Here is a 13,014-nt window from a genome sequence, read left to right as displayed (position 1 = left end):
CCTATGATAAGATGCTTTCATTAAAAACCTATTTCTTAAATTCTCGCACAAACAATTGTTTGCAAGCGTTCGAAAATAGTTTTTTCTACATTTATGCCAAAGTGTAAGCATCGTATCACCCCATAAATATATTTTCCTTGATTATAAGGTTTAATTGTAAATTTACTGTTACAGAAGAATTAAGTTACTTCTTTAGGTATGATGAAAAATATGGGAAAAACCTTCTCAATGTAACCATCCACAGTTTTTTTTTGTTTTTTTATTCCTTCTATTTAATATTTTCCTCTGTTATTTTTTGAACTAAATACTTTTTTACATACATATAGATGAAAGGTCTAACCCAGCGATAGCTGCCGCGTTAAAGTGTTTTCTGAAATAATTAAGAAAAGGGCAGACATACCCAATATAAGGAGAATATGATCATGAATCCAACCCAAAAAGTAGAATCACAAAACTCAAAATTAGAACAACCAAAAGAAACATGGAGAGAAATCTGGACCAGAAAAGGGAAAGTATCTGGCTCACGAGAAGATTTGCTTGCCTATAACGGATATGAAGCTACACAGGTTAATATGCCAGAGGTAGCAGCCCAAATCGTAAAAGCTTTAGATATCAAACCAACCGATAGGGTTCTTGAAGTTGGCTGTGGCGCGGGCACTTTAGCTCAATATTTAAATTGCGATTATGTAGGGATTGACTACTCTCCTACCCTTGTTAAGAAGCACATTGAACTCCTAGGTAATTCTGTAATAGTTGGAGAAGCAAATGATATTATTTTTAAGGATAAAAGCTTTGATAAAGTAATTTGTTATGGTGTATTTCTATACTTTGATTCTGAGGAATCCGTACAACAAGCAATTAGCGAATTAAAACGCGTAGCAAAAAAAGCTCTTTTGATTGGTGAACTCCCAATTCGTTCACATAGGTCAGAACATAAATTATTTAAAAAAGAAGACTTTCCTGGTTGGACCATTACGGATGGATTTTATGACCCATACCGAAAGGATCGATTTAATGCAACCATGTTCTTTCATGATTAAAATACATTCCATGCCGGTATTTATTTCTACTGTATTTAATACAGGACCTGAAGAAGTCAATGCTATAAGATTTTCTCGAAATAGAATGGGAAGTAGCTATATTAAGGATGCGTATATATATAATTCAATGAGAAATAAAAAGGGTCAAACCCTAACTTTGTAAAATAATATATGTAGGTGTCCAGTTTCAAGTAACTGGACACTTTTTGTTGTATGTTTGAGGTAGCTTAACAGAGGAGTGAAGGTGTCACGAAGAGCTAGATAATTCTTAAAGTAAAATATTAAACTTACTTATCAATACAATAAAAGTGCTATAAGTTCTTTTGAGCCTTATAGCACTTTAATATTTTAATAGGAGCGATCCTAAGAAATAATCCCATTCCTGAATCTTTGTCCAAAAGTTCTCTCTGCGTTTGCGCCGTTGCTGGTTCTGTTTTGACGAAAAACATCCCCCCATCAAAACTGTCTCTTAGGCAAGATTTGTCGACATATAACGAACAATAATGTTCCTTATTACATTGACGATGGTAATAAAGTGTAGTAAATTTATCCTTGCAAGGTGTTCGTTATACTGTACATAAGGGTGTGTTGTAATGAACAAGATGATTTTTAAACGTTTATCAACTGTTCTTGTTATTCTAGTCATTGGTTGTATTGGCTTTTTATTGTTCATTTCGTATCAAGCTAAAAAAGAAATAAATGATATCCCATCTATTTTTGGATATAAGCCATTAACCGTTCTAACAAACAGTATGCAACCCAAAATCAGTGCTGGGGATATGATCTTTGTAAAGAACAAAAAAGCAGTCGATGTAAAAGTGGGAGACATCATCACCTTTAAAGTAACTGAACCAAATACCAAAACCAAGCTAATTACACACCGTGTCAAACGCGTATCGGATAGTGGCTTCATTACTAAAGGAGATAACAATAATGTTCAAGATAATTGGGAAGTTAAACCAACAGATCTTTTAGGTGAAGTTAGTATCATTATCCCTAACGCTGGGCATATCGCAAAATTTGTTAGCAGTCCAATTGGCTTTTTAATTTTTATTATTCTGCCGTTACTTCTTTTCATTCTCATAGAAGTATATGAAAGGATATTAAAAATTTTAAATAAAAAAGAAGACCAGGTAATTTCTTAAATCTAATGACGACCATAGGGAGGTTCTTGTGGTCAGCACTAACCTTATTAAAAACCATTAGAACCGTCCCTTAGACTGTGGTTTTTCAAAAAAATATTTTTAGAAATGGGGAGTTTTCATGAACAATGTAAAAAAAGCGTTGATTGCGACATCTTTAGCTGGTGCCTTAGTAGTTAGTGCCGGGTATGGCACATATTCTTGGTTCACTGCAGAGAAATCAGTTACTAGTCAGATCAAAAATGGAACCTTCACATTGGGTGAAGCTAGCAGTCCATTGTATAACCATGAAAAATTTGCGCCTTCCCAACTCTTGATGAGCAATTGGATATCATTCCAAAACACTGGTGATTTAGATCAATTTTATAAGGTAACCAATACCGAGACATTGAACATGCCATCAGGCAGTTTGGCAAACTACCATTATCGAGGGTGGTTCTTTGAAGTCCCAATAAGCTACGAATTGACCGACGCCGACAAAGCCGTTTTTGAAAATGATATTAAGAATGCTTTAGGAGGAAATCCTGTAGCAAAAACAGCTTTTACAGCGCCAGCATTACCACTGCCAAAGGGGTCAAGTGCACAAGTGGTTGACAGTGAAGAAGATGCTGCGAAAATGGCAGCAGCAGCAACCACTACTCGTATTAATACAGTGCCTTGGGAGCGATTATTGCCAGCAGGCTATAAAATAATGGTCATCTATGGCGTGAAATTAAATGAAAATGCTGGAAACGAGTATCAAGGCGCAGTATACAACTCCACGGTGAAGGTGTTTAGTAAACAAACAGATGCGGGTGCGCAATATTAAGAAACGACTAAATAAAAAAGAAGGCAGTCGATTTACGGCTGCCTTTAGTTTATAAAGGAGGCTATAATGAACTCAGGGTTTGAAACGGATCGAATTCAAAGATGGAAATACAAAATTAGGTACTCCGTACTTAGTGCTGTATTAATCTTGCAATCTTTCTATTTTATTTCAGGAGCGTTATCCTCTACTCCGGGGACATTCGCTTGGTTTTCATCTGAGACATCAGCAAGCGGCTCCACTCAAAATGCAACTACCTCCGATTTGTTGCGTATCACTCCCGGTAAAGTGGTATATAAAAATAGTAAAGTGAGTAATAGCCTTACAATAGCAAATATCTCCCATTTAGAAACAAACGTAATTGTCGGACTTGGGAATCATTCGGTCGGTAAAAGGCTGCAGCCAGGAGAATCCTTTACATTTAACTTTGAAATCAATCATTTACAAAATGACAGTAATGCCACCAGTATTCAATATCGAATTAAGGCATTTAAAAATTATGTGGATGAAACATATTCAGTTGCAATCGATCAAAATAAATTAAAAGCTACAGCAATAGACAATGAAAATGATGAATATCTCCCAAGCGGCCCGCCAAATATTGATTCTAATCAGGCCAACCCAGAAACAGAAAATAACAAGGACTCACAAGTAAATAAAACCAATGCGGGTGAACCTGCAACCAACCAAGAAACGGATGTAAGTGAAACAACAAAAAATGAAGGAATCGATGGAAGCGAAACTAAATCACATGAAGAACCCGATACAGGTGGAACTCCTCAAACCGATGAAAATTGAATTCCGGTGCCTGTTGCCGAATTCCTGGAAATACAAAAAAACAAATAGTATCCTTAATTGTTAGATTGAGCTAATAAAAATATAGTTTCAGGCAGCTGCCCTTTTTGCCATACGGTATTAGTGCGGATATTAGCCTCGATCCAAATGGGAAACCCGATATTTTGAATGGAGATCTATGGAAAATGTCGAATCTTTATCGTAACTATGTATATCGTCAGATGAACAATTTTAAATAGGTAATAGTTTTATAAGGTAAGACCAGCCATTCCATTATGGCTGGTCTTGTTATTTTTAAAAAGTTCCTTATATTATTCCTATTTTATGATCTGACAAAGACCATTTTATAATGCACCCACTATTAAGCAGAGCCCGACAACTAGAAATGCATCGTTTGCTAAAGTATGCAAAACCTGCCGGAAGAGCTATTCCAGGTTTATTTGAATTTGGCCTTACGGCAGGTGAAGAAGACTAGGATGACGGTTTTCACAGTTTTTCTGAACCATAAGAACCGTCCCCATTGATGAATTTCCTAGCAAATGTGAAGAAAAACTCACCAACTAGAAAGAAATTTCTGATATTATAATTTCATATTTGGAAGGATGTGTATGAGATTGAAGGACCACTATGATGTTGTCATTGTTGGCGCCGGGTCAATGGGCATGGCTGCAGGGTATTACTTATCAAAGCTCGGGAAAAGAACATTATTACTAGATTCGTATGATCCCCCTCATAGCTTTGGCAGCCATCATGGGGATACTAGAATTATTCGTCATGCCTATGGAGAAGGAAGGAATTATGTTCCTCTTGCACTCGGAGCTCAGGAATTATGGAGTGAATTGGAACAAGAATCAGGAATGAAATTGTTTTCTCGTACGGGAGTGTTATGTGTAGGTGAAGAGGGTTCCTCATTTATCGAAGAAGTCATCAAAAGTGCCAAGGAATTTTCTTTACCGCTTGAAATCCTATCAAGTGAAGAAATCAATGGCCGTTGGTCAGGCATCACTTTACCACCAGGATTTGTTGGCTGTCTAGAAACGAACTCAGGAGTCCTATATAGTGAAGAATGTATTCGTGCTTATCGCAGACTTGGTTTAGCGAATGGGATGACCATAATACCTTATACAAAGGTGGAGAAAATAGAAAAGTTTGTTGAAGGTGCCATTGTACATACGGAAAATGAACAATATGCGGCTGAGTATGTGGTTGTCTGTTCAGGAGCCTGGACAGGGAAAATCCTTGAGGGAACAGGAGTAGACCTTCCTCTTCAGCCGACACGTAAGACAGTCTCGTGGTTTGAATGTGATGAGCATCTCTATGATTCCAACTGTTTTCCGGCTTTCTCTATTGATGTAGGAGATGAACATTATTATGGTTTTCCAAGTATCAATGGAAGCGGGGTAAAGATTGGAAGACATGATGGAGGTGAAAGGGTAGACCCGGATTTTTTCAACCGGGAATATGGTTCGGCTTCATCAGATGAGCATGAGGCTCGGAATTTTATTCAAAAGTACCTGCCAAAAGCCAATGGGCGCTTGATTAAAGGTAAAACATGTCTTTATACCCTTACTCCTGATGAGCATTTTATTATTGACCGGCACCCGGCATTTTCCAATGTCATGATAGCGGCTGGTTTTTCCGGACATGGCTTTAAATTTGCAAGTGTCATAGGAAAAATTATTTGTGAGCTCGTTTCGGAGGGTAGAACATCCTATGATATTTCCATGTTTTCACTTCATCGCTTTTCAAATGAATCTAAAAATAAATAGATTAATATGAATGTGCAGCTGAAAAAGAGGGAAAACCTATGTGGTTTCCCTCTTTTTTTGTTTGGCCGATCATCACAAAATATAGCAATATTGTGCTAATAAAACGAATTATCCTCTAGAGCCTTCTTTCTTTTAACATATTATAATTTAGTATACTAAAGTGAAAACGCATACAGGAATAATGAAAGGATGTGAAAAGGGAGTTATTTTTTTATCGTGATAAATCTGAAAAGTCAAATAAATACAGAAAAGGAGCCTTTTATGAGCAATCAAAAATATTTAATCGATGATGCCCCGCTTAATAAATTTCATCTTCGGATTACCGCCCTTACGTTCGGTTCTAATTTTTCGGATGGTTATGCTTTAGGGATTATTGGAATGGCGCTTTCCTTATTAGGGCCACAAATGAAACTAGGCGCCATATGGGAAGGATTAATCGGAAGCTCCGCTTTAATTGGCCTCTTTTTCGGGAGCCTGCTACTGGGAGGGTTATCCGACCGGATTGGCAGACAGAAAATCTACTTAGCTAATTTTCTGATTATCGGGATTGCCTCTGCTTTACAGTTCTTTGTGAATGATCCATGGACGCTGTTCATTTTACGCTTATTGATAGGGATTGCCTTAGGAGGAGACTACGCGGTTGGATCGACTTTACTCGCTGAGTTTGCCCCTAGAAAGTATCGAGGATTATTGCTTTCTTCTTTAAATGTACTCTGGACAGTCGGTTATGTTGTTTCGAATATTGTCGGTTTTTATTTACAAAAAGCAGGCCCGGAATCTTGGCGATGGATGCTGATGAGTGCTGCTATTCCAGCTTTTATTTTATTAATATTACGTATCGGTACTCCAGAATCGCCACTTTGGTTAATTAAAATGGGGCGTGTGGAAGAGGCCCGTGCCATTGTAAGAAAATATATTGGACCGAATGCCATAATGGATGAAACAATTAAGTCTCATTCTGAAAAGGCCTTCCGTATGATCGACCTTTTCAGCAAGCAGCTTTGGAAACGGACAACATTTGGATCATTATTTTATGTATGTCAGGTTGTTCCGTATTTCGCAATTTATACCTTTCTTCCTACAATCTTAAGTAAAATGGGATTTGAAGAGACCTTCAGTGTTGATATGCAGCTTAACCTTTTCCTTTTAGCTGGAGCCATCGTTGGGGTTTGGTGTACAGAAAAGCTTACGCGCAGAGGTTTCACCATTTATACGTTTATCATCCTTACCGTCTCTTTATTTCTTTTAAGTGTATTGCCTAAGGATTCACATACAATTGCGATCATTGTTTTTGCCACCTTCACATTTGTGATGTCTGCTGCCTCCAATCTAACGTTAATTTATCCTGCCGAACTTTTCCCGACCGAAATTCGCGGAACAGGTGTAGGTGTCAACACTGCTGTCAGCCGAATTGGTTCTGCCATTGGAACCTTTCTGCTGCCCGTTAGCGTTAGTTCATGGGGAATGGGCCCATCGATGATCGCGATGAGTGTGGTTCTATTGATTGGAACAATTGTCTCGATCGCATGGGCTCCAGAAACAAAGTATCTGTCGATGAGCGATGTCAATAAGCCCGAACTTGAAGCGGGGACCTCTCCAACCATCGATTCTTCGCTTTCAGGAAAAAGAAATTTATCATAAGCTTTATTTTTAGATAAAGAGGTGTGTTAGATGACCAAGAATGAATCCTTACACCCAAGAGATATAAAAGAAGTTATTCTTGGAGATCATTGGCTTTCGATTGAAGAGGTGGTCGCTGTTGCAAGGTATTCCGCAAAAGTTTCCTTTACAGCTGCATACCGCAGCAGGGTCAAAGCATCACGCGGGTTAATCGAAAAGTTTTTACAGGAAGAGCGCGTGATTTATGGAGTGACAACTGGATTTGGCAGTAATGTCACAGAAGTGATTTCGAAGGACGATGCCGAAATCCTTCAACGGAATATTGTTCGATCCCATGCTGTATCAGTAGGGGAGCCACTGGAAAAAGAAGTGGTTAGAGCGATTCAACTCATGATTCTAAACCATTTAGGGCATGGATTTTCGGGAGTCAGTTTAGAAGTTTTAGAGCTTATGGCCGGATTATTGAATCATGATATTTTGCCGGTTGTACCCGGTGATGGTTCAGTGGCCTATCTTTCTCCTGAAGCACACATTGCTTTAGTTTTAATGGGTGAAGGTAGAGCCTGGTATAAGGGCGAACTCCTTTCAGGCTGCGAGGCTTTAGAGAAGGCCGGATTAAAGCCAGTTACTTTAGGGTGTAAAGAAGGACTGGCTCTTCTAAGCGGTACTACTTCCGTTACAGCGTTTGCCGCGCTCGCCTTATATAATGCGATTCAAGCTGTCAAAACTGCTGATATTTCGGGAGCCATGTCGTTCGAATCGTTAAAAGGAACAATTAAAGCTTTTGATCCTCGCCTGCATGCCGTAAAAAAACACGAGGAGCAGAATAAAACTGCCCGGAATTTAGTCAGAATTCTTCATGGAAGTCAAATTGCCGAACAGTTCAAAGAATATCGATTGCAGGATGCGCTAAGTCTGCGCTGTATTCCGCAGGTCCATGGTGCCGTAAAGAAGGTATTGAAAAATGCGCTGGAAAACCTAATGAATGAAATGCAGTCCGTTAGTGATAATCCCATCATCTGGCCTGAAGGTGATGATGGAATCGCCCTCAGTGGAGGTAACTTCGACAGTTCCTATGTAGGAATGGATGCAGATGCCATGTGTATCGCAATGGCGAACTTAGCCAAGAATGCGGAACGCCGGATTGACCGATTGGTGAATCATCATGTGAGTGAATTGCCAAACTTCTTAGTGGTTAATCCTGGTTTAAATAATGGATATATGATTCCCCAATATACAGCTGCCGGTTTATTAAATGAAATCAGAGTTCTTTCTCATCCGGCTACCATTGATAATGTCTCCACTTGTGCGAATCAAGAGGATGTGGTGAGTTTTGCCTATTTTGCGGCTAAGAAAGCCTATCAAATTTCAAAGAAACTTCAATATATATTAGCGATTGAACTAATGCTAGGCACGCAGGCGTTAGATTTCTATGAATCATTGAATCCATCCCCCGTAACAGGGAAGGTTCATCAGTTTATTCGGGAGAAAGTACCAACTGTACAAGAGGACAGATTTTTTCATCCTGATATAGAGATTATTTACCAACACATCCAAGAAGGAGAAATCGTTATACTAGTCGAAGAATTAATTGGAGAAATACACTAGTAACATTTAAGGAGGAAGCCACTTTATCTTCAGAGAAAAGCGGCTTCTTTTTCTTTCAATTAGAAGATAGGATGAACGAGGGGGATGAAAATGAAGCAAGATTCAAATAGCGCTGCTTTTTCACATCTTTTACTCTCTGGAACGCTTGTTCATGAAGGAACATTTGAAGAGGCACAACAAAGGTTCGGGATATTTATTCAACCCCATTTGGTCATGATTATTTCAATCGATCGTTATCCCGATATAGCAAGCGGGAATTCTTTAGAGTGGAGAAAAATGATTGGTCAACAGCTGGTGGGAAAAATTGAAGAGACAGTCAGTATTCCATTTCTCTGGAATTGGATTGAGGAAGGGGTTCTTGCCCTACTTTTGGAGTTGGATGAAAAGGACCCAGAAGATGAGTTTAATAGAAAAATGCTTCAAATGGCAAAGGAAATTCAGCTTTCTATTCATTCGAGTGACCTTTCTGTATCTATCGGAATTGGAAAATATTATGAAAATCCATACCTCCTTTACCAATCCTTTATTGAAGCAAGGAAATCCATGTCGGGACGTTTTTTTCAAGGAAATCAATTAATCTTTCATTGCGAAATGGAACGGAATCAAGAGGCGTCATTCATCAATCCGTTTAGTGAAGAAAAGGCCGAGCTGCTGGCCCTTGTTAAAATTGGGGATGTAGAGGGGAGCATTAATCGTTTGAAACACCTCATGGAAAAAATAGCGGAGGCTTGTCATTTTAATGAGGATATTTTCAAAACAGAAGTAGTGTCCATTGTTTTATTAATGTCTAAAAGGGTGATGGAATCAGGCGCTAATGCAACAACCATCCTTACAAACAATACAAATTTTATTCAAAACTTGTATCATATCATTCGTTACGATAAATTTGTTAATCAGGTTTGTGAATATGCGGTTTGGCTTACAGAGCAGGCCTTGAACACGAATCAAATGGAAGTAACTCCTTTAATTCAACAAGCGATAGATTATATTAAAGAAAACCATCAGAGGAATATTACTCTGAATGAGATAGCACAATATTGCTGCTTAAGTCGTTATCATTTTAGTCATTTGTTTAAAAAGGAAGTAGGGTTAAGTTTGATTGACTATTTGAATCGCTTGAGAATTGATAAGTCTTTGTCGTATCTAGAAATGACGGATCTACCGATCAGCGAGATCGCTGACAGAACAGGATTCCATGATGCCAATTATTTCAGCCGTATGTTCAAAAAGTACATGCAGTTCAGCCCTACCGATTATCGATTAGCACGAAATTGAATGGAGACCAGGCCCATGGGCATCAGGACCATGGGGAGGGTTCCAACAAAATTTTTATCCACCCATCATATAAAATCTAAAAGCTACAGGGGTTATTTGCCTTTTTAATCAAACGATTAATTAGTTATGTTTGATGAGGTTTTTGTAGAATATTGTTGGAAGTGATGAAAGAGGAATAAAATCAAAAAGCCTAATCTATTAAAGAGTTAGGCTTTTTGTTGTATTGGCATGAGATTAAAATAATACCGTTTTAACCTGGTTCTGTTTCAATGAGATGCTAAATTGATTATTTTCTAATTCTAATGGTGCAATGGCTTTTTCATTTAGGTTACCTTCCTGGATATGATCTAAGGAACGGTAAACGGTAAATGCTCCCTGGGTTTCTGCTTCTGTCGGGTTGAAGAAACGAAGAACGAAGCCTTCTTCTTTTTCTGCTTTTTTCAGTGTGCTTAGGACAGTCGTTTTGCTTGTTTCTTGTAAGAAACTAAAGCTTAAAGGTGATTTGACACCTGATGGATTTAACTTCATGGCATTGTACGGTATTTTGTTATAAGTCTGAATCGGAGTGGTAAATTCCTTTGCGATTCTGCCGACATGTGCCGAAGTAGTTGAGCCTTTATGGGTTGTAATGGCAAAATCCAGCTTCAGCTTTCCAATCATTTGTGAATCAGGCGTAGGCAGTTTAATACCCGATGGACGCCCTGGTCTTCTTAGCATTTCTTCTTTTCCTAAAAAGCCAACGCTTCTGAAAAGAGTAATCGCTATCGTATCATAATTCTCCCCGATAATTTCATACTCACGTGTGCTGTTCGTTAACACGCTGATTCCGTGATTCTCATCTGATAAGCCTACAAAGGAAAGCATTGGATAAATCGAGTCTGGACGCTCGTCCCAATTTTCTCTTTCCCAGTAATCCATCGCCGCATCATAGACATCACGCTTAATGAAGCCGAATTGATTGTCCGACACAGAGAAGGAAGAAGCGATTCCTGTTGGAATTAAGACGCGAAGACGGTGATCGTTCGCTTGATTGTCTAGTTCTGCATCCACCTTAATGATTGGCTGGTGGTTTGGAATCGTCACTTTCCAATGAAGGTCTACAAAACGGTCAATCTTGTTTATTTTGCGATTTTCTAAATGGCCTGGAACTTCAAGCGTCAAATGAATGTCGATTTGGGCTTCGTATTGATTTTGCGCCATTTGTACTTGCGCTTGGACGTTCTCGCTATAAATAAGTTTTTCATCAGGCAGTGGTGAGAAGTCGTATTCGTCGCCGTCATCGCCGCCGTTTTCTAGAAGAAGGACATTGTTAAATTCCTTTTCAAGCTGCTTATCATAGATTTTTAGTGTTCCATTAGGATTCACGGAAACCACATAATAATCCGTTTCAACGGTTTCTTTTTCCACAAGGGTATTGGTCACTTCGTTTTCGTTGCTAACGACAAAGTAAGTTTTGTATCCCATTGCTGGAATCACATCTTTTAGTTGAATCGTGTATTGGTAAAACGGATCATAGTTTCCGTAGTGAACGATTTGACGGTCGATTAAGCCTGGATCCAGTTCTTCTTTTTTCAATACCTCAAAAGGAATGGTGTTTCCTTCCGCATCCTCTAATGTAAAGGAAGGCAGCTTGGTAATAACGGTAGTGCTCACAGCTTCATTCCGCTCATATGGAAGCAGGTTAAACGCCGTTAAGCGGTCTTCTTTGCGATCCGTGTCAATCGAATCGGTGATTTTGCGCTTGTAAAATTCAATGAGTTGATCGGTCTTTTCCTCTGCAAGGAAGAAACGGTTGATGATTTCGCGATGAACCTTATCGGAACAGCAGCAGCCGATACTGTCATGGGCATGGTTTTTCATGATTTCTTTCCAAATCAGTTCTATCAAGCCATGGTGGTATTCGAAGCCTAATGAATAGGCGATTGATGCTAATGGTTCTAGGATGTTCGTGATTTTGTTTTCGATTCGTGCGTTGGCCGCTTTAATATCCATTCGAGTAGAATAGATACTTCTGTGGACGCGCATGTATTTTCCGTCTAAAAATTCACCTTGAATTGTCGGTAAAGAATGATTTTTTTCGATTTCTGCAAAAACATTTTCGTATTTGCTTAAGAAAAATTCCCGTTCTGGATATAGGTTTTTCAGTTTTTCGATAATCGTAAAAATGTTCTTTTGAATTGGCATTTGGTCGTGACCGTTCGGAAGAATAATGTGATCTGTTGTTGCGCCACGGTCAAGGACGGTAAAGTATTTGTTAATCCGTTCTTGTAGTTTATCCTCGTCCTCTGGCAGATATTTGCCGATCGCATAGCCAAGCGGGAATAGCTGAACTAATACTTTAGAGCCGTCAGCGCTCTCCCAGTAGAATTCGGTTTTGTCCGTGCCGTGGCGTTCGGAGGTTCCACGCCAGAAAATCGAATACTTAATGTCAAATCCATTCAGGATTTGCGGCATTTGTGAGGATTGGCCGAAGGAATCGGGAAGGTAGCCAATCATCATTGGCTGTCCAAATTCTTCTGTATCCTTTAATCCGTATAGTAAGTTGCGGACGATGGATTCGCCGCCGACAACCATTTCATCAGTTTGGGTATACCATGGGCCGATTATGAGTTTGCCGTCTTGGACGAGTTTTTTTACACGTTCTTTATTTTCTGGTTTTACGGCAAAGTAGTCTTCAAGGATGGAAGTTTGGCCATCTAATACATAGTAAGGATAGTCTGGATCGTTTTCGAGCATTTCCATGATTTCTTCCATGTTGTTAACCAGTAAAATTCGAGACTCTTCGGTTGAAAAGTACCACTCTCTGTCCCAATGCATGTGGGGTACGATATGAACTTTTTTCATGATGTCCTCCAAATATCAATGGTACCTAGCGAGATGTTCTCTAGGTACCATATGTTTTTGTTTGTCGTTTTAAAATTAAATCCGCGGGTTTTTGCGGGTATTCCGCGAGTTTTTGA

9 protein-coding genes are annotated in these 13,014 nt (G+C 39.0%); 8 read left to right on the top strand and 1 reads right to left on the bottom strand.

Annotated features, from left to right (window positions below; all coding sequences use genetic code 11):
• Positions 1 to 422 precede the first annotated feature (422 nt).
• From ACIFOT_RS21160 to ACIFOT_RS21125, 8 genes are all read left to right on the top strand, one after another.
• Positions 423 to 1,040 (top strand): class I SAM-dependent methyltransferase, encoded by a 618-nt coding sequence (locus ACIFOT_RS21160; protein WP_430067435.1) that lies wholly within the window; start codon positions 423 to 425, stop codon positions 1,038 to 1,040.
• 593 nt (positions 1,041 to 1,633) lie between these two features.
• Positions 1,634 to 2,185 carry a signal peptidase I gene (locus ACIFOT_RS21155; RefSeq protein WP_430067432.1) on the top strand — a complete coding sequence of 184 codons (552 nt, stop codon included), beginning with the start codon at positions 1,634 to 1,636 and terminating at the stop codon, positions 2,183 to 2,185.
• A 118-nt stretch (positions 2,186 to 2,303) separates the two neighbouring features.
• The gene (locus ACIFOT_RS21150) at positions 2,304 to 2,990 is read left to right on the top strand and encodes a hypothetical protein (RefSeq protein WP_430067429.1); all 687 of its coding nucleotides are present in this window, start codon (positions 2,304 to 2,306) and stop codon (positions 2,988 to 2,990) included.
• A 66-nt stretch (positions 2,991 to 3,056) separates the two neighbouring features.
• A complete protein-coding gene (locus tag ACIFOT_RS21145) occupies positions 3,057 to 3,785 on the top strand; it encodes a hypothetical protein (protein WP_430067426.1) in 729 nt (242 codons plus the stop codon).
• Positions 3,786 to 4,390: 605 nt separating this feature from the next.
• Positions 4,391 to 5,551: an N-methyl-L-tryptophan oxidase gene (gene solA / locus ACIFOT_RS21140; protein WP_430067423.1), complete on the top strand. Its 1,161-nt coding sequence runs from the start codon at positions 4,391 to 4,393 to the stop codon at positions 5,549 to 5,551.
• Between the two features lie 261 nt (positions 5,552 to 5,812).
• On the top strand, positions 5,813 to 7,192 hold the full coding sequence (locus ACIFOT_RS21135; RefSeq protein ID WP_430067420.1) for an MFS transporter: 1,380 nt from the start codon (positions 5,813 to 5,815) through the stop codon (positions 7,190 to 7,192).
• A gap of 30 nt (positions 7,193 to 7,222) precedes the next feature.
• The gene (hutH, locus tag ACIFOT_RS21130; protein ID WP_430067418.1) at positions 7,223 to 8,779 is read left to right on the top strand and encodes a histidine ammonia-lyase; all 1,557 of its coding nucleotides are present in this window, start codon (positions 7,223 to 7,225) and stop codon (positions 8,777 to 8,779) included.
• 90 nt (positions 8,780 to 8,869) lie between these two features.
• The gene (locus ACIFOT_RS21125; RefSeq protein WP_430067415.1) at positions 8,870 to 10,054 is read left to right on the top strand and encodes an AraC family transcriptional regulator; all 1,185 of its coding nucleotides are present in this window, start codon (positions 8,870 to 8,872) and stop codon (positions 10,052 to 10,054) included.
• Positions 10,055 to 10,288: 234 nt separating this feature from the next.
• Here ACIFOT_RS21125 and mngB read toward each other — a convergent pair whose 3' ends face one another.
• The gene (gene mngB, locus ACIFOT_RS21120; RefSeq protein ID WP_430067412.1) at positions 10,289 to 12,898 is read right to left on the bottom strand and encodes a mannosylglycerate hydrolase; all 2,610 of its coding nucleotides are present in this window, start codon (positions 12,896 to 12,898) and stop codon (positions 10,289 to 10,291) included.
• Positions 12,899 to 13,014: the final 116 nt, after the last annotated feature.

The organism is Neobacillus sp. NRS-1170, assembly GCF_050468025.1.
This window is presented reverse-complemented; position numbering and strand designations above follow the sequence as displayed.